The sequence below is a fragment of the Ruegeria sp. CL5 genome (assembly GCF_056536485.1).
In genome coordinates this window covers 145827-164385 of sequence record NZ_JBQFPS010000008.1, presented here as the reverse complement: position 1 = coordinate 164385, position 18559 = coordinate 145827, and the positions used below count along the sequence as shown (strand labels likewise).

At 57.2% G+C, this 18559-nt stretch carries 17 protein-coding genes; 8 read left to right on the top strand and 9 right to left on the bottom strand.

What is annotated here, in order from left to right; all coding sequences use genetic code 11:
- Positions 1–175: 175 nt before the first annotated feature.
- Both carB and ACR0IU_RS14910 read left to right on the top strand, forming a co-directional pair.
- Positions 176–3520, top strand: coding sequence for a carbamoyl-phosphate synthase large subunit (carB, locus tag ACR0IU_RS14915; RefSeq protein WP_480716800.1), 3345 nt, complete (start codon positions 176–178; stop codon positions 3518–3520).
- 102 nt (positions 3521–3622) lie between these two features.
- Entirely contained in the window at positions 3623–4033 is a 411-nt protein-coding gene (locus ACR0IU_RS14910; RefSeq protein ID WP_480716799.1) for a VOC family protein, read from the top strand.
- On the opposite strand, the gene ACR0IU_RS14905 is transcribed toward ACR0IU_RS14910, so the two are convergent.
- Genes ACR0IU_RS14905 through ACR0IU_RS14895 form a run of 3 tightly spaced genes read right to left on the bottom strand, consistent with a single transcriptional unit; the run spans position 4034 to position 8587 of the window.
- The gene (locus tag ACR0IU_RS14905; protein ID WP_480716798.1) at positions 4034–7075 is read right to left on the bottom strand and encodes an efflux RND transporter permease subunit; all 3042 of its coding nucleotides are present in this window, start codon (positions 7073–7075) and stop codon (positions 4034–4036) included.
- Positions 7076–7085: 10 nt separating this feature from the next.
- Positions 7086–8123, bottom strand: a complete 1038-nt coding sequence (locus ACR0IU_RS14900) for an efflux RND transporter periplasmic adaptor subunit (RefSeq protein ID WP_480716797.1) — start codon at positions 8121–8123, stop codon at positions 7086–7088.
- A complete protein-coding gene (locus ACR0IU_RS14895) occupies positions 8120–8587 on the bottom strand; it encodes a MarR family winged helix-turn-helix transcriptional regulator (RefSeq protein ID WP_480716796.1) in 468 nt (155 codons plus the stop codon). Before ACR0IU_RS14895 ends, ACR0IU_RS14900 begins: the two co-directional genes overlap by 4 nt.
- 154 nt (positions 8588–8741) lie before the next feature.
- On the opposite strand from ACR0IU_RS14895, the gene ACR0IU_RS14890 reads away from it, so the two are divergent.
- Positions 8742–9866, top strand: coding sequence for a beta-ketoacyl-ACP synthase III (locus ACR0IU_RS14890; RefSeq protein ID WP_480716795.1), 1125 nt, complete (start codon positions 8742–8744; stop codon positions 9864–9866).
- 188 nt (positions 9867–10054) lie between these two features.
- Entirely contained in the window at positions 10055–10741 is a 687-nt protein-coding gene (locus ACR0IU_RS14885) for a hypothetical protein (RefSeq protein ID WP_480716794.1), read from the top strand.
- A gap of 104 nt (positions 10742–10845) precedes the next feature.
- Here the strand turns inward: ACR0IU_RS14885 and ACR0IU_RS14880 are convergent, their stop codons facing one another.
- Positions 10846–11307 carry a hypothetical protein gene (locus tag ACR0IU_RS14880; RefSeq protein WP_170472887.1) on the bottom strand — a complete coding sequence of 154 codons (462 nt, stop codon included), beginning with the start codon at positions 11305–11307 and terminating at the stop codon, positions 10846–10848.
- A gap of 358 nt (positions 11308–11665) precedes the next feature.
- On the opposite strand from ACR0IU_RS14880, the gene ACR0IU_RS14875 reads away from it, so the two are divergent.
- Positions 11666–12244 carry a thymidine kinase gene (locus ACR0IU_RS14875; protein ID WP_010441806.1) on the top strand — a complete coding sequence of 193 codons (579 nt, stop codon included), beginning with the start codon at positions 11666–11668 and terminating at the stop codon, positions 12242–12244.
- Here ACR0IU_RS14875 and ACR0IU_RS14870 read toward each other — a convergent pair.
- The 5 genes from ACR0IU_RS14870 to ACR0IU_RS14850 form a co-directional block, all read right to left on the bottom strand.
- A complete protein-coding gene (locus tag ACR0IU_RS14870; RefSeq protein ID WP_480716793.1) occupies positions 12241–13191 on the bottom strand; it encodes a 2-hydroxyacid dehydrogenase in 951 nt (316 codons plus the stop codon). The two genes, ACR0IU_RS14875 and ACR0IU_RS14870, sit on opposite strands and share 4 nt — an antisense overlap.
- Complete coding sequence (locus ACR0IU_RS14865) at positions 13191–13529, bottom strand: tRNA-binding protein (protein WP_170472910.1); 339 nt, start codon at positions 13527–13529, stop codon at positions 13191–13193. Before ACR0IU_RS14865 ends, ACR0IU_RS14870 begins: the two co-directional genes overlap by 1 nt.
- On the bottom strand, positions 13522–14337 hold the full coding sequence (gene proC / locus ACR0IU_RS14860) for a pyrroline-5-carboxylate reductase (protein WP_480716792.1): 816 nt from the start codon (positions 14335–14337) through the stop codon (positions 13522–13524). Before proC ends, ACR0IU_RS14865 begins: the two co-directional genes overlap by 8 nt.
- Positions 14338–14370: 33 nt before the next feature.
- Positions 14371–14871, bottom strand: a complete 501-nt coding sequence (locus ACR0IU_RS14855; protein ID WP_010441802.1) for a type III secretion system chaperone family protein — start codon at positions 14869–14871, stop codon at positions 14371–14373.
- Positions 14872–15185: 314 nt separating this feature from the next.
- Positions 15186–15434 (bottom strand): accessory factor UbiK family protein, encoded by a 249-nt coding sequence (locus ACR0IU_RS14850; RefSeq protein WP_010441801.1) that lies wholly within the window; start codon positions 15432–15434, stop codon positions 15186–15188.
- A 97-nt stretch (positions 15435–15531) separates the two neighbouring features.
- Here ACR0IU_RS14850 and lgt point away from each other — a divergent pair, with 97 nt between their 5' ends.
- From lgt to pgeF, 3 genes are read left to right on the top strand one after another with little or no spacing between them, the layout of a single operon-like run.
- Positions 15532–16419, top strand: coding sequence for a prolipoprotein diacylglyceryl transferase (lgt, locus tag ACR0IU_RS14845; protein WP_480716791.1), 888 nt, complete (start codon positions 15532–15534; stop codon positions 16417–16419).
- Positions 16416–17483, top strand: a complete 1068-nt coding sequence (locus ACR0IU_RS14840; protein ID WP_480716790.1) for a class I SAM-dependent methyltransferase — start codon at positions 16416–16418, stop codon at positions 17481–17483. The genes lgt and ACR0IU_RS14840 overlap by 4 nt, the downstream gene beginning before the upstream one ends.
- Entirely contained in the window at positions 17480–18238 is a 759-nt protein-coding gene (pgeF, locus tag ACR0IU_RS14835; protein WP_170541307.1) for a peptidoglycan editing factor PgeF, read from the top strand. The genes ACR0IU_RS14840 and pgeF overlap by 4 nt, the downstream gene beginning before the upstream one ends.
- Positions 18239–18559 lie beyond the last annotated feature (321 nt).

Genomic DNA, 18559 nt, shown 5'->3' with positions numbered 1-18559 from the left:
TCATTTGCCGTGCTGCGCGGTATAGAGAATAGCGCGCCGAGGGAAAGAGGGGAAAGCGGCAATTTTAAACCCATTTCCGATAGCTCTTGCACCTTTTCGCGCGGTCCCTATAACGCAGGACAATTTGGGCGCTGGGGCGGTGCCCTGACTCGCGGACAATCGAAGGAACAAGGCCATGCCGAGAAGAACCGACATCCAGTCGATCATGATCATCGGGGCGGGGCCCATTGTCATCGGTCAGGCCTGCGAATTCGACTATTCCGGTGCGCAGGCCTGTAAGGCGCTGCGAGAAGAAGGCTACCGGGTCATTCTGGTGAACTCGAACCCCGCGACGATCATGACCGACCCCGGTTTGGCTGATGCGACATATATTGAGCCGATCACGCCCGAGGTTGTCGCCAAGATTATCGAGAAAGAACGCCCCGACGCCCTGCTGCCCACCATGGGCGGGCAGACCGGCCTGAACACCTCGCTGGCGCTGGAAGAGATGGGTGTGCTGGACAAGTTCGGTGTCGAGATGATCGGCGCAAAACGTGACGCCATTGAAATGGCCGAGGACCGCGCCCTGTTCCGCGAAGCGATGGATCGGCTGGGCATCGAAAACCCCAAGGCCGAAATCGTGACCGCCCCCAAGGACGAGAGCGGTAAGAAAGATTTGGACGCCGGTGTTGCTCTGGCTCTTGAAACCCTGGAAACCGTGGGCCTACCGGCCATCATTCGCCCCGCCTTTACACTGGGCGGCACCGGTGGTGGTGTGGCGTATAACCGTGAGGATTATATCCATATTTGCCGCTCGGGCATGGATGCCTCGCCCGTGGGTCAGATCCTGATCGACGAAAGCCTGCTGGGCTGGAAAGAATATGAGATGGAGGTGGTGCGCGACACCGCCGACAACGCCATTATCGTCTGTTCCATCGAAAACGTCGATCCGATGGGCGTGCACACAGGTGACTCGATCACAGTGGCCCCTGCCCTGACGCTTACCGACAAAGAATACCAGATCATGCGCAATCACTCGATTGCCGTGCTGCGTGAAATCGGCGTCGAAACGGGCGGCTCGAACGTGCAATGGGCGATCAACCCGGTTGATGGCCGTATGGTCGTGATTGAGATGAACCCTCGTGTTTCGCGGTCCTCTGCTCTGGCATCGAAAGCGACGGGTTTCCCGATTGCAAAGATCGCCGCGAAACTGGCCGTGGGCTATACGCTGGACGAATTGGACAACGACATCACCAAAGTCACACCGGCCTCGTTCGAGCCGACCATCGACTATGTCGTCACCAAAATCCCGAAATTCGCGTTTGAGAAATTCCCTGGGTCTGAGCCCTACCTGACCACCGCGATGAAGTCGGTGGGTGAGGCCATGTCGATCGGCCGCACGATCCACGAATCAATGCAGAAGGCCCTGGCTTCGATGGAATCCGGCCTGACCGGCTTTGATGAGATTGAAATCCCCGGCCTGAATGTAGGCGTTTGGGAAGAAGCCGACGACAAAGCTGCCGTAATCAAGGCTATCAGCCAGCAAACACCTGATCGTCTGCGCACCATTGCCCAAGCAATGCGCCACGGCCTGACTGATGACGAGATTTTCGGCGTCACCAAGTTCGACCCGTGGTTCCTCGCCCGCATCCGTGAGATCATCGAAGCCGAGCGTCAAGTTCGTAAAGACGGCCTGCCGGTGACCGAGGACGGTATCCGCAAGCTGAAAATGCTGGGCTTCACGGATGCGCGCCTCGGCAATCTGACCGGCCGCGACGAAGACAATGTTCGCCGCGCCCGCCGCAATCTGGGTGTGAATGCTGTCTTCAAACGCATCGACACCTGCGCCGCTGAGTTCGAAGCGCAGACACCCTACATGTACTCGACCTACGAGGCCCCCATGATGGGTGAGGTTGAGTGCGAGGCGCGCCCGAGCGACCGCAAAAAGGTCGTCATCCTTGGTGGTGGTCCGAACCGGATCGGCCAGGGGATCGAGTTCGATTATTGCTGCTGCCACGCCTGTTTCGCTCTGACCGAAGCGGGCTATGAGACCATCATGATCAACTGCAACCCCGAGACGGTTTCAACCGATTATGACACCTCTGACCGGCTGTATTTCGAGCCGTTGACCTTCGAGCACGTCATGGAAATCCTGACAAAAGAACAGGAAAGCGGCACGCTGCACGGTGTGATCGTTCAGTTCGGCGGACAGACCCCACTGAAACTGGCCAACGCGCTTGAAGCTGAAGGCATTCCGATCCTTGGCACCACTCCAGACGCCATCGACCTTGCCGAAGACCGTGAACGCTTCCAGGCGTTGGTCAACGATCTGGGCCTGAAACAGCCGAAGAACGGCATTGCTTCGACTGATGAGCAAGCGCTGGAGATTGCCGAAGAGATCGGATTCCCGCTGGTGATCCGCCCGTCCTACGTTCTGGGTGGTCGCGCGATGGAAATCGTGCGCGATATGGATCAGCTGCGGCGTTATATCAACGAGGCCGTGGTGGTCTCGGGCGACAGTCCTGTGCTGTTGGACAGCTATCTTGCCGGGGCTGTTGAACTGGACGTGGACGCCTTGTGCGATGGCACCGATGTTCACGTTGCGGGCATCATGCAGCATATCGAAGAGGCTGGCGTCCACTCGGGCGACTCGGCTTGTTCTCTGCCGCCTTATTCGCTGTCCGACGAGATCATCGAGCAGATCAAAGAACAGGCGTTTAAACTGGCCAAGGCGCTGAATGTCGTGGGTCTGATGAACGTGCAGTTCGCGATTAAGGATGATGAGATATACCTGATCGAAGTGAACCCTCGCGCCTCGCGTACGGTGCCCTTCGTGGCCAAGGCGACCGATAGTGCGATTGCATCGATTGCCGCCCGTGTAATGGCAGGTGAGAAGCTAACGGAATTCCCAAAGCGACCACCTTATAAGACGGTGGACGACACCAAGATTGCCGACCAGATGACACTGGCCGACCCAAATATGCCGTGGTTCTCGGTGAAAGAAGCCGTACTTCCCTTTGCGCGCTTCCCTGGCGTTGACACCATCCTGGGCCCTGAAATGCGTTCGACCGGAGAGGTCATGGGCTGGGATCGCGACTTCCCGCGCGCTTTCCTGAAAGCACAAATGGGGGCCGGTATGGTGCTGCCCAGCGCAGGTCGTGCGTTTATCTCGATCAAGGATGCTGACAAAGGGCCGGATATGCTCGAAGCAGCGCGTGTTCTGGTTGAACAAGGCTTTGAGCTTGTTGCGACCCGCGGCACACAAGCCTGGCTGACTGAAGAAAGTGTGCCGTGCGGGGTAGTCAACAAGGTCTATGAAGGCCGCCCGGATGTGACTGACCTGATGAAGGACGGTGGCGTTCAACTGGTGATGAACTCTACCGAGGGCGCTCAGGCGGTAGAAGACAGCCGCTCAATCCGTTCGATCGCGTTGTATGACAAGATCCCATACTACACCACAGCCGCCGCCAGCTACGCCGCTGCGCTGGCGATTAAGGCGCAGGCCGAAGGCGATGTTGAGGTGAAATCGCTGCAGGGTTAAGCCACGGCAACGGTATGAATGAATAGACCCCGGCCTCGGCCGGGGTCTTTTTTCTTCCCCTCCTTGCCCGTCGCCCACATGATGGGCGGGGAAGGAGTGCACATGGACCTCTACACCACATACGGAAGCAACGACCTGCCGCGGGCCATCCGCTTTTACGATGCGATTTTCGCGGTTCTTGGTCAGCCGCGCCTGCCCGGATGGATCGACGGTTGGGCCGGATGGGGCACCGATCCCGACAGCGGGACCGGCTTTTGGATCTGCACACCTTTTAATGGTGCCCCCGCCAGCACCGGCAATGGCACGATGATCGCCTTTCCCGCCAGAAGTGCCGATCAGGTCCGGCGTTTCCATGCCACGGGTTTGGAAAACGGCGGCACGGATGAAGGCAAACCGGGTGTCCGTCCCCATTACGAGCCCGGTTTCTATGTGGCCTATTTGCGCGATCCTGATGGCAACAAGCTGTCCTGCTTCTATTATCATTATGACCCCGAAAAGGATGCCGGCAGCTGATCAGCCGGCAGCCAGGCGTCGCCTTTCTTCACGGTTGAAGAACAACATGTAGAAGACCGGCGCAGCAACCATCGTCAGGATGGTGGCAAAGGCCAGACCGCCCATGATCGTGACCGCCATCGACACAAAGAACGCATCCGTCAGCAGTGGAGCCATCCCCAGAATCGTCGTAATCGCCGCCAACATCACCGGGCGCAGACGCGAGACCGAGGCCTCGACAATCGCGGGGCGCAGGGCTTTGCCAGTGGCGCGGACCAGATCGATCTCTTCCACCAACACGATGCCGTTCTTGATCAGCATCCCTGACAAGCTGAGCAGTCCCAAAAGTGCTGTGAAGGTGAACGGAAGGCCCGTTCCAAGCAGACCGATAACCACGCCATTGACGGACATCGGGACCAAAAGCCAGATGATGACCGGTTGCCGGATCGCGTTGAACAGCAGTACCGAGATCAACACCATGATCAACAGGCTCAGGGGCAATTGCCGCCCAAGGCTGGCCTGCGCGTCGCCCGAATCCTCGAACTCACCGCCCCATTCCATGCGATAACCGATGGGCAGCTCCATCGCCTCGATAGCGCTGCGCACTTCGGAATGGACCTGCGCGGCGGTCATGTCAGGAGGGATATCCGCGCCAACCGTGATGGTCAGCACTCGGTCACGGCGATGAACCAAGGTATTGAGCGCTTTGTAGTCGAACCCGTCCACCATCTGTTCAATCGGCACGAACCGTTCCGATTGATCGGAATAAACCACCTGATCGACAATCGAATAGTCCCCATCTGCCGGACGGCGCAGGATGATCGGGATCTGGCGGTCACGTTCGCGCAGAACACCGCCGGTAATCCCATCGGTCGAAAACTGCAGCGTGGCGGCAATATCTTCTCGCGAGACACCTGCCGTTTGCGCCCGTTCTGTCGCATAGATAGGCTGCACAGCCAGTTCCTGCTCGCGCCAATCGTGATGCACATGCAGCGCATTCGGAGATGCGGCTGTCATCCGCCCCACGGCTTCTTCGGCCAGCTGGCGCAGAACTACCGGATCACTGCCCGAGAACCGGGCCTGGATCGGATCACCTCCTCCGGGGCCAAAAATCAGACGTTTGGTACGGAACTCACCTTCAGGAAACTGAGCCGACCCGAATGCTTCGAGATCGGCCTGCAAGGCAGGAATATCGTCCAGCGTTTCGGTGCGGATGATCATATGGCCATAGCTTGGGTTTGGCTTCTCAGCCGCATAGGTCAACATGAACCGCGTGGCCCCCTGCCCCACGAATGTGGCGACCGAGACGACATCATCACGTTCGGCCAACCAATCCTCAAACACAGCCATGTCTTCAGCGGTGCGGGAAATCGGCGTGCCTTGCGGCAGCTTGTAGTGCACGAAGAACAGCGGCGTGTTCGAGTTGGGGAAGAACTGCTGTTTCATCAGGCCGAAACCTGCAAAGCAGGCGACCGTGACCGCGATCAACCCGGCGACCACCAGCCAACGGAACCGCAGCGCCCAGTTCAGGATTGCTCCGTAGATGCGAAACAGAATGCCGCCATAGGCGTCAATCTCGCCCTCTCTGCCCTGCTTGAAAAAATAGTGCCCCAGCAAAGGCGTCACGGTGATCGCCAGAACCCAGCTCAGCAGCAGTGAAATACCGATCACGGCGAATAGCGAGAACAGGAACTCCCCGGTCGCATCAGGGCTGAGCCCGATCCCCGCGAAGGCCATTATCCCGATCACGGTCGCGCCCAGCAGTGGGATTTGCGTTTTCGACGCAACCTCTTCCGCCGCATCGCGCGAGGGTTTGCCCCGCAACATCGATATCTGCATCCCTTCGGCCACCACGATGGCGTTGTCGACCAGCATCCCCATGGCGATGATCAGGGCGCCCAGCGAAATCCGCTCCATCTCGATCGAGAACATCGACATGAAAAGCAGCGTGCCCACAACTGTCAGCAAAAGGGTGGAACCCACGACGATGGCCGCACGCCAACCCATGAAAATGCCCAGAACAGCGACCACGATGCTGACCGACATGGCGAGGTTCAGCAGGAAGGCGTTCGAGGCCTCATCGACAACAACATGCTGCTGATAGATGGGCAGGATTTCGACGCCAAAGGGGATCTCGGAATTCAGCTCAGCCAGTTTCGCGTCTGCACGCTGGCCAACTTCGACGATGTTTTCGGTGGCCAGCCCGGCAATACCTAAAGTGAAGGCCTCAGTCCCGTTGAAGCGGATCATGATATCGGGATCGTTCTGCCGCCCACGATAGACATCAGACATGTCGAACAGGTTGATCACTTGGCCTTGCGAACCAACTGACAGCCCCGCGATAGCCGACACGCTGTCCGAGCCCTCGGCCGTCAGGATCGTTGTCCGGTCACCTTCTGAGCGCAACGAGCCCGAGGCGTTGACCGAATCTGCATTTGCGATGGCCTCGTTGATCGCCTGTAAGGGCACGTTCTGATTGACCGAGATCGACAGGTCGGGTTCGATGAAAATCGCCTCGTCCGGCAGACCCTGCACCTCGACATCAGCCACACCGCTGACCGTCAGCAATTCGCGGCGCAGGAAGGTCGCCAACTCGTGCTTTTCGGCGTCCGAGAACCCATCTGCCGTCACCGCATAGAACAGGCCAAACACATCCCCGAACCCGTCATTCACATATGGCACACCCACGCCCGAGGGCAGACCGCGTGCCGCATCGCGCACCTTGGCGCGCAGGCGGGTCCAGATGTCGGGCAATTCGCTGCCGTCATAGGTGGACTTGATCTCAACCTCGATCAGCGATTGGCCGGGCCGATTGACCGAAGTGATGACATCCACCTCGCCCATCTGCTGAATGGCGGATTCCAGCGGTTCCGAGACTTCGAGCGCCACTTGTTCAGCAGTCGCACCGGGATATTGCGTGGCGATCACCGCCTGTTTGATTGTGAACGCCGGGTCTTCAAGGCGACCCAGCGACGTGAAGCCCCAGATACCACCGAACAGGGCAATCAGGATGAACAACCACGTATAGAGCGGCCGGTCGATCGAAGCGCGTGCGATGCTCATGAAACCGCCCTCAGTTCGAGAAGCCGACAAAGCGGCGGACGGTTTGACCGTCGGATAGCGCACCACCACCGGCGACGACGATTTCTTCGCCATCGGTCAAGCCGGTGAGTACGCGGACATCGCCGCTCTGGGTGGGTTCAATCGTCACGGGAACCCGGCGTACGGTGCCTTCATCGGCACCAACCGGCGAGAAGACCATCGCGCCCAGTGCTCCACTGGCATCAGCTTCTATAGCCGTGGGCGGGATGATGATCCCGGTACGCTCGTCCTGCACCTGCACCGTAACCGTTACGGAGGAGCCGGGTAGAATTTGCAACCCCTCTGGCGGGGTCAAACCAAACTGGATGCGGAACGTCTGGCCCACGCTTGAGGATTCTGCGTCGAATTCGCGTATTTCCAGCGGAAAAATCTCATCGCTAACCGGGAACTTAGCAGTAATGGTAATATCATCCTGCTGTCCGGAACGCTGGAACAGGATTTCGGGCACGTCGACCTCAATCCGCAGTTCGGACATATCATGGAGTCGCACGATGGGCGTGCCCGCTGAAACAGTTGTAAACGCTTCAACCGCGCGGCTTGAGACCAGCGCATCGAACGGGGCGGTCAGCGTCGCATGCTCCAACGCATATTCGGCGTCCCGTACCGCAATCGCAGCCAGTTGCGCCGCTGTTTCGGCATCGTCAACGGCCACTTGGCTGGCTGCCGTTCCACGCAGTCGAGACAGACGGGCAAGGGTGCGGTCCGCCTGATCTTTCTGCAGGCGAGTGCGGTCGAACTGCAGCTCAAACGGTTCCTGATCGAGACGGGCAATCAGTTCACCTTTGGGGATCACAAAACCTTCGGTCACAGGCATCTCGACGATCTGCCCCGCGACCTGAAACGCCAGATCAACGGTTTGTCGCGCAGCGATCCGGCCGAAGAACTGACGCGAAAAGCCGGGTGAAGTTTCGCTGACCTGCATCAGTTTCACAGGCTTTGCAGGCTCTTGCGCCATGGCGGGGACAGTCAACAAGGACAGTGCGAGGCAAACAGAGGTCAGGAGTTTCATTTCGTCAATCCCTCGGGAATTCCGGTTTTCAGAATGTTGTCACGGATTTTGTGAGCCAGCCGTGCGAACTCGGCGGTTTCTTCGGTGTTCAGGCCCGATGCGCTGTGAAACAGCTCACCAGCCACGGCCACCAGCATGTTGCGGGCCTCTTCGCCCTGTTCGGTCAACACCAAAAGCCAGGCGCGCCGGTCTTCGGGATCGCGCTGCCGGGTCAGATGCCCCGCCTGTTCCAGTGCATCGGCAGTCGCCGTGATCGTGGACGGCACGGTCAGCATATCCGCCGCTAGCACCCCCATACGTTTGGGCGCATCCAGCTTGATCAGCATATGACATTCCTGATGGCTCAGGTCCGTTTTGATGCAATCAAAGCTCTCTTCCAGTTTCCAGTAAAGCGCATAGACCCCCATCATCGCCTGAATCTCAGGGCTGAGGCGGCCTAGTCGGGTGCTGATTTCGTCAGACATGGGTCTCTTCCATCCGAATCGCGGCGAAATATACTTCGAATAATGAACTATTCAAGTTCTGAAGCGGCCGCGCGTGCATTCCCTTGGGTCAACACATCTTGATCAATACCGGCTGGGGCTGCATTTTGTTCAGATCATGAAATCAGGACCCGCCATGTACACCCCTGCCATCACCGGTACCGGCGTCTATACGCCCGAGAACATCATCACCAACGCCGAACTGGTGGAAGCGTTCAACGCCTATGCCGACCGGATGAACGCCGAATATGCGGATGCGATTGCAGCGGGTGAGATGGAACCGATGCAGCATTCCTCGGAAGAATTCATCGTCAAAGCATCGGGGATTGAAAACCGGTATGTGATGGATAAGACCGGCGTTCTGAACCCCGAGATCATGCATCCAGCGCTGCGCCAGCGCAGCGACGACGAACCGGGGATCATGACCGAGATGGCCGTGGATGCGTGCCGTAAAGCCCTGGCTCAGGCTGGACGCGATGCCGAGGATGTCGATCTGGTGATCTGCGCCGCCTCGAACCACGAACGCGCCTATCCGGCGATTGCCATCGAGATTCAACAGGCACTTGGGATCGAAGGGTTCGGGTTTGACATGAACGTGGCCTGTTCCTCGGCCACCTTCGGCATTCAGGCGGCGGCTGATATGGTGCGCTCGGGATCGGTACGTGCGGCGCTGGTGGTGAACCCCGAGATTTGCTCGGGCCACCTGGAGTGGCGCGATCGGGATTGCCACTTCATCTTTGGTGATGTAGCCACAGCAACACTGGTCGAACGCCGTGACAATGCAAATGGCCCGCATTTCGAGATCATCTCGACCCGCTGCGCTACATCATTTTCCAACAATATCCGGAACAATAACGGCTTCCTTCGCCGCTCTCGTCCAGACGGGGTTAAGGATCGCCGCGACATGCAGTTTATGCAGAACGGGCGTAAAGTGTTCAAGGAAGTGCTGCCCATGGTCAGCAAACATATCAGCGACCATATGGAGGCTGAGGGTATCAGCAGCGATAACCTCAAGCGCCTGTGGCTGCATCAGGCCAACAAGACTATGAATGATTTCATCGGCAAAAAGGTTCTCGGCCGTGAACCTGAGGCGGAAGAGCAACCTAATATTCTGCAAGACTATGCCAACACATCCTCGGCAGGATCGATCATTGCTTTTTCGAAACACTCCGATGATCTGAGTGACGGCGATGTGGGGCTAATCTGCTCATTTGGCGCTGGGTATTCCGTAGGATCGGTGATTGTGAAGCGGCACCAATAAACGGCATATATTCATTTCTCTACCCACCCGTTCCTTACGGCCTATACCAATTCAGCCCGAAATTGTTGCTTGAAAATATCTTCAGATAAGCCCCACCGATCCTTCATCTTCGATCAACACCTCATACACGGGTGCCCCGGGGCATCCGAGTGGAGTATTGATGGGAGCCCTAAGGTATGGGAAAATCGATGAAAACTGGGATGGCCGCGCTGGTTGCTGCGCCATTCATCGGAGTCATGTCCAGCAGCGCGGCTGTTGCCGAGGCTCAGGTCTGTACAGTCAAAACAGCGCGCAGCGCCGCAAATAGTGGTGACTATGGAACGCTTTGCGACTGCTCACATGTCACGCCCGGTTTTGTCAAACATCTGCAAAAACGCTCGGACCTGCCGGATATCTTGCAGAACACGTCAGCGCTATGCCCAGGGCTAACCGATTTGCTTGTCGATCTTCCAACGGCGTCTGTCACCGGCGCATCGACGGGGGAGGATCGCAGCAGTGATCCGAATTTAAGGTCCGCCGTAGCTGAAAAAGATGAAGACGCAGGACCAAATACAGGCGAAGGCCCTGGTTCTGGCGAAGGAGATACGCCTGGAAACGGCGGGGGCGAACCCGGAGATGGAGGAGACAACCCTGGCGATGGAGGCACCAATCCCGGTGATGACGGTGACAAGCCCGGAAAAGGTGGCGACAAACCCGGCAAGGGTGACGGCAAACCCGGCAATGGTGGCGACAAGCCCGGTAAGGGCGGTGGCAAAGGTGGCCATGGCGGTGATAAGCCCGGAAAGGGCGGGGCCAAAGGCAACAATGGTGGTGGGAATGGCTCAGAAGGGGCCAGCCCGGGGCGTGGAAAGAATGCCAACAACGACGAAGGCTGAATGAAGGGGCTCAATACGAAGAAAGGCGGCCTGCGTGCCGCCTTCTTCAACAAGAAATCATTGCAAATCCATGCAGAGACTAAGCACCAACAAGTGCGGATGCGTCAGCTGACGCTTTCTTCTTCAAGGTGAAGCTTCATCTCGATCAGCACCTGCTGCAGCATGCTGGTCTCTTTCAGCAAGCGCTTTGCCTCGTTGACGGTGATGATGCCATCTTCGATTGCGGTCTGGTATTCGGACATCAGCATCGCAAAGCGTTGGCTTAATGCAATGACGTCAGAATTCACGCCACCGGTACGAGGGCCTTCTGAATTCCGACCGTTATAAGACAGGGTGATACCCTGCAAATCGGCCAGTGCCGAGGTGACATGCGGGTAAGCTGCGGCGTTTTCCAGTTGCGCAACAGCATCCACAGGCATGAAGCGGTCAACGTGTTCGGCATTATCAGAATAATATCTTCCCAGGGTGGCTTTGGATTTACCAGTGATCTCGCACGCGGCTTCGATCCCGACATCCTTTACCAATGCCTCGGTGTGCTTTTTCAGATAGGCCCCGATATCTGCCATGTTGCTACCCTTGTTACCTGCGCTCCTGTCCCCCGCCTGTCCGTGCCGGGGGAAAGGGTAGGGAAATTTCCCATATTCGAGTCATAATTGAAATGCCATAAATTGACTATCCCTCAGATATGCAGGGATTTTGTGAGTGAGTGGCGGCCGTTCGTGCCGGTAAAGAGTGATTGCAGGGCAATATTACCGCCTTGCAAAGTAAATAGGCCAACTATAGGCCGAAGACGCCGCTGTTGCGGACGCGAGGTTATCCATCCCCAAGAGCATCTGCTCGACCTCTGCTGCTGTAGCGGCGGCGTCGCTTTCCCGGTACATGAGACCGCTTGCCCAGACCGATCAGGCGAATTAGACCCACGGCATGGCAAAGCTCTATTTCAACTATTCGACCATGAACGCGGGCAAATCGACCGTGTTACTGCAGGCCTCGCACAACTACCGTGAACGCGGTATGGATACCTATCTTATGACCGCTGCCATCGATGGGCGCGCGGGTGAGGGGCAGATCGCCTCGCGAATCGGAATTTCCGAACAGGCGGATAAATTTCACCCCGCCGACGATGTGTTTGCCATGATCGAAAACCGTCTGAAACAGGGGCAGATTGCCTGCGTGTTCATTGATGAGGCCCAGTTTCTGTCGGAAGAACAGGTCTGGCAGCTTGCGCGTGCTGTAGACGACCTGAAGGTTCCGGTGCTGACATACGGATTGCGGGTGGATTTTCAGGGCAAGCTCTTCCCGGGATCTGCCACACTTCTGGCATTAGCTGACGAGATGCGCGAAGTGCGAACCATCTGCGAATGCGGCCGCAAGGCGACCATGGTGATTCGTCAGGACGAGAACGGGAACGCCATCACCGAAGGGGCCCAAGTGCAGATCGGCGGGAACGAGACCTATGTTTCGCTCTGCCGCAAACACTGGCGCGAGGTTGTCGGCGACTAGACCGGGTTGGGCAAGGCTCGCCCGGCAACAAATGCCGCCACATTGTTCAGCGCCATATGGCCCATATCGGTGCGCACCGCTTCCGTTGCCGTACCCAGATGCGGCAACAGCGTCACATTCTGCATCTCACGCAAAGTAAGTGGAACTTCGGGTTCGAATTCGTAAACGTCCAATCCAGCGCCAGCGATCTGCCCTTCTTGCAATGCAGCAATCAACGCTGTCTCATCTATGACTTCACCGCGTGCGATGTTGACCAGAATTCCATCGGGTTTCATCACCTCCAGCACTTCGGCGTTAACCAGATGGCGCGTTTCAGTCCCGCCGGGAACGGCTAATACAAGAAAATCTACAGACGCCGCCAATGCGTCGAGATTGGGAAAGTACTCAGTTGGAAAATCCACCTGCTTTGGGCTGCGCGATTGATACGCGACGCTCATGCCAAAGCCAAAATGACAGCGTCGAGCAATCGCCTGCCCAATCCGCCCCATACCCACGATACCCACCTTCTTACCGCTTACATGATGGCCCAGCATTTGCGTCGGGTGCCATCCTTCCCAGCCGCCTGATCTAACCAGACGCTCCCCCTCACCGGCACGGCGCGCGGTAGCCAACAGCAGAGTCATGGCAATGTCTGCCGTGGCATCTGTAACAGCGCCGGGCGTGTTGGTCACCAAAAGGCGTGCTACCCGCGCTGCGTCCACATCAATATGATTGTAGCCAACGCCAAAATTTGCCAGCAGTTTACAGCGTGGCTCAGGCGTTTGGGCAAACACCTGTGCCGAAAACTGATCTCCGAGCGTGGGGACAACGACATCAAATTCGGTCAGCGCGCGCGCCATCTCGTCTTGTGTCAGAGGCGAGGTCGCCTCACGAATTTCCACATCGAACTCAGCTCGGGCGCGGGCTTCGACAGCCTCAGTCATTGGGCGGGTAATCAGCAATTTCATTAGTGCATCCGCCCCCCGGTAGGAACTTCTCCGTCCGGCCCGATCAAGACGATCTCTCCGTTTTCGTCCGGAAGACCTAGCACCAGAACCTCGGACATGAACTTGCCGATCTGACGCGGCGGGAAGTTCACAACAGCCATCACTTGCTTGCCCACCAGAGTCATCGGGTCGTAATGGGCGGTGATCTGGGCAGACGTCTTGCGCTCACCTATCTCATCACCGAAGTCGATCCACATCTTGATCGCGGGCTTGCGAGCCTCTGGATATGGTTCAGCACGGACGACCTCGCCAACACGAATGTCGACTTTAAGAAATTCGTCGAATGTGATCTCACTCACGAGAAAGCTCCTTGGATCGGTTGGTTGCGGCTTTGACGGCACGATGCAGCAGGTCTGGGAACCCATCCTCTTCGTGCATAAGCACCTCTAGCGCTGCCTGCGTGGTGCCATTGGGCGAGGTCACATTGATCCGTAGTTGCGAGGGGTGCTCATCTGCGGCCATCGCCAACGCCCCTGCCCCGGCTACGGTTGATTTGGCCAACTTCATCGCCAGCTCAGGCGGCAAGCCATGTGCTTCACCTGCTTGTGCCAGCGTTTCAATTAAGTGGAAAACATAGGCCGGACCTGAACCACTAACGCCAGTTACGGCATCCATCTGCGTCTCATCATCAAGGCGCACCGTTTCGCCAATCGCCGAAAGCAATCCCTCGGCCAATACAATATCGGCATCCGAGGCTTCCGAATTACCAATCAGTGCCGTAATCCCCTGCCGAACCGCTGCAGGTGTGTTTGGCATTGCTCGGATGATGGGTGTGTCCGCACCCAGAACGTTTTCGAAAGTGGCCAAAGATGTGCCGGCAGCGACCGAAATGAACAGACTATCGCCACCGCCAAGCGCCTGAATGGCAGGCAAAGCCTCACCCATCATTTGCGGCTTAACGGCCACCAAAACCACTGCCGGGGATTCGGGGAGAGGTGTGTTTATGTTGACGCCCTGCGCCTTCAGCCAGTCAGAGGGATAAGGATCGATCACCCAAACCGATGCTGCGGGCAGGCCATGTTCCAACCAACCCGCAAGCATCGCTGAACCCATCTTGCCGCATCCCAGAAGCACCAACCCCTGTTCGGCAACGCGCGAGATATCCATGATTGCCCCTCCCCTATGGTTTGGGGCAAAGCTTTACGCGCGGCCGTAAGCCTCTGCAATGGCGACTTGCATTGCCTCTTCGGGATCACGGTTGCCCCAGGTCACCAGTTGGATCGCAGGGTAGTAGCGCTCGGCGCTCAGTACCGCTGCGGTGATCATGGTATCGATTTGTTCCGGGCTGGCGGTCTGACCACCGGCCAGTACCAAGCCATAGCGATAGACCATCAATTTTTGATTGGCCCAATAGGTAAACGCCCCGGCCCAACACTGATCATTCATCTTGTTCAGCAATTCATAAAGCTCGGTTTCGCGCTCAGCTGGAGGCTCCATTTCGAACGAACATACCATACGCAGCGTTTCGTCGTAATTCGACCAGGCCAGTGTGATCGAGTACGTGCGCCACTGTCCTTCAACAGCCATGGCAATCTGATCATCCCCGATCCGGTCAAAATCCCAGTCGTGATGTTCTGCAAGATGTTCAACAATGTCGATCGGATGAAGGTCTTCTTCGAGATACTGCTCGGAAAGGGCCATAATGCCACCTCACTAATCTCTAGCAATTTGGGGCTGGCAGCGCCCCAGCGCTAGTTGCCTGCTCTACAAGCCGGGCTTCCCCAGTCTGTCTGTACTAAATATGGTGCGACGCGCGCCGGGTTCTGGCAACCCTAATTATTGGGGATAACAGCAATAAGTTGTGGACAGTTGGCAACGCCGATCAAAATATTGGCGTCTCACGCAGCTTTGTCTTGATTAATTTCTGCAAGGCGGCATCATACACGACACCGCTCAATCCAAGTCTGGATTGCGCGGCTGATTGTCTTTGCCTGACATTTGCAATTCAGTCGGACTTATTTGTCCAGCTTCGCTTCAAGTGCGGCAATACGCTGTTCAAGCGCGGCATTTTCTTCGCGCGCTTTCTGCGCCATGGCCCGCACGGCATCAAACTCTTCCCGGGTTACAAAGTCGCGATCAGCCAGCCAGCGATCCATCATCGACTTCATCGCATTTTCAGCTTCTTCCCGCGCCCCTTGCGCCACGCCCATGGCGTTGGTCATGAGTTGAGACATATCGTCCAGAATCTTGTTACGGGTTTGCATGGGCTTTCTCCGATTTCACGATTGCTCTCTATATGGGTAAAGAATGGCCCGGGCTCAAGGTTGACTTGCCCCGTAAACCCCGGGCAATGAGACGCACATGCAGGCTGTACTGAATTTTCCCGATCTGTCACCCGACGTTTTCTCGATCTCTGTGTTCGGGATGGAGTTTGCGCTGCGCTGGTATGCGCTGGCCTATATCGTTGGCATTCTGATTGCTTGGCGCGTGGCGCTGATCGCGCTGCGGCGACCTGGGCTTTGGACGGACGAGACACCCCCGATGCGCCCCGACCAGCTTGAGGATTTAGTGACCTGGATCATCGCGGGTGTCATCCTTGGGGGCCGCTTGGGTTTCGTCCTTTTCTATCAGCCCGCCTACTACCTATCGCACCCGCTGGAAATCCTGATGGTCTGGCAAGGCGGCATGGCGTTTCATGGCGGCCTGCTGGGCGTGATCATCGCCAGTTATCTGTACGGTAAGCGCCACAAGATTCCGCTTCTCTCGCTAGCCGATCTGGTTGCCCACACGGTGCCACCCGGGTTACTGCTGGGGCGGCTCGCGAATTTCAGCAATGCCGAACTTTGGGGGCGGCCCAGTGAACTGCCATGGGCGGTGATCTTTCCCGGCAGTGCGGCACAGGATTGTCCCGGCGTTGTGGCCGGAATGTGCGCCCGCCATCCTTCGCAGCTGTATGAAGCAGCACTTGAGGGGCTGCTTCTTGGTGCACTACTGATCTGGTTGGCCTATCGGCGCGGCGCGTTTCAGAAACCCGGTCTGATTATGGGCGTGTTTCTTGCAGGCTACGGCACTTCGCGATTCCTGGTCGAATTCTTTCGCCAGCCGGACGCCCAATTTATCACACCCGGCAACCCGCTGGGGCTTGCATGGCATGTGGGTGGGTACGGCCTGACCATGGGGCAGCTTTTATCATTGCCGATGATTGCACTTGGCCTTTGGTTTGCGCTGCGGGCGCGGCGTAGATCATGAATCTGAAGGATCTTCTGCTCCTCCGCATTCAAAATGATGGCCCCATGACCGTCGCCGACTACATGACCGAATGCCTGATGCATCCCGAGCATGGCTATTACGCGACCCGCGACCCGCTGGGCGCCCAAGGTGATTTCATCACTGCTCCAGAAATCAGCCAAATGTTCGGCGAGTTGATCGGTTTGTGTCTAGCGCAATGCTGGCTTGATCAGGGCAAACCCGAACGTGTCGCACTGGCAGAGCTTGGCCCCGGTCGTGGCACGCTAATGGCAGACATCTTGCGCGCGACAAAAGGTGTTCCCGGCTTTCATGACGCGATCGAGATTATGCTGTTTGAGGCCTCTCCGGTCTTGCGCAGTATCCAGTCCAAAACACTGCAGAACTATAAACCCCAATGGGTCGAGGCCATTTCTGATCTACCGGATCTTCCGCTGTATCTGGTGGCAAACGAATTCTTCGATGCTCTTCCCGTACGTCAGTTCCTGCGTGACGGCGAAGGTTGGCGCGAGCGATTGGTCGGGGGTGACGGCTCCTCACTTGCATTCGGACTGGGCGCGCAGACCCCTCAGGCTGCACTGAACGAACGATTACAGGATACACAGGATGGCGATCTGGTCGAGTTATGCGCGGCTGCATCCTCCATTCTGAGCAGCGTCGCGGGGCAGATTTCACGGAATGGCGGGGCTGGGCTCATCATCGATTATGGCGACTGGCGATCTCTTGGAGACACCTTGCAAGCCTTGCAGACACATAAAACAGTCGACCCATTGGACCAACCCGGCCAGGCTGACCTGACAGCGCATGTCGACTTTGAGGCATTGGCGATTGCGGCGCGCGCTGCGGGCTGTGTCCAATCAAGGTTGACACCGCAAGGGGTGTTTCTTGAACGACTAGGGATCACCGCGCGTGCTCAGTCTCTTGCTGCCCGGCTCAGCGGGTCACAGCTTGAGGCGCTGATATCCGCACATCGACGGTTGACGCACCCGGATGAAATGGGAAACCTATTCAAAGTACTGGGCCTATATCCGCAACACGCTGCACCGCCACCGGGACTGGAACCATGACATTGGAAATCCTCACATCTGATATTCTGTCCCCTGTACGACACGGGTTCTTCAGTCGTCGTGGCGGCGCCTCGTCAGGCATTTATGCGGGTCTCAATTGCGGAACCGGTTCAACTGATCTGGCCGAGGCCGTAGCCTTGAATCGTAGGCGCGTCGCCCAGGCCATGGAAGTCACCCCAGAGGGCTTGATCGGCGTGCATCAGGTGCATTCTCCGACCGTAATCACCGTGGACGGACCAATTAATGGCGAGAAGCCCAAAGCAGACGCAGTTGTTACGGCGACGCCAGGCCTCGCCCTGACGATATTGACGGCGGATTGCCAGCCAGTTCTATTGGCTGATTCTGACGCAAAAGTGATCGGTGCGGCGCACGCGGGTTGGCGCGGAGCGTTAGACGGCGTTCTAGAGGCAACTCTTGATGCGATGGAGGGATTGGGGGCTACACGGGCAAACACTGCAGCGGTCATTGGTCCAACCATTTCGCAACGTGCATACGAAGTTGGCCCGGAATTTCTGGACAGCTTTATCGCTGACTCGTCAGAAAACACGCGATTCTTCGCAAATGGCGAAGGCGACCGCCTGCACTTTGACTTACCCGCGTTTGGCCTGCACCGTTTGCGTCAGGCCGGTGTTGGACAAGCCGAATGGATTAAGCACTGCACGTATTCCGACCCTGATAGGTTTTATTCCTATCGGCGTTCAACCCACGCCAACGAGGTCGATTACGGCAGGTTGATTTCAGCGATCAGGCTGTAGATCTAGCCCGAATTAAGGCAACTTCGCCCAGATTCTGCCACATTTATTGTGTTTATCTGTCACAGAATCGTCTCAAATTTTCACCAATGCTCAGACGGTTACCCGAAATTGGGGCAACTGAGCGTTGGCGCACGTAGCCAAGAGGTAACTAAAACCTTCCTATTGTCCTGAATTCATCCCGGATCAGCCTTATCGGTGCCGCAAAGCCGCATCACATTTGGTCGACATACAGGAACCGGGCGTTTCGCCCCAACGAAGCAGGATGATGAATATGAGAATGAAATCGCGCTTTCTGAATGCCGTGCTTACGGCCCTTAAGGA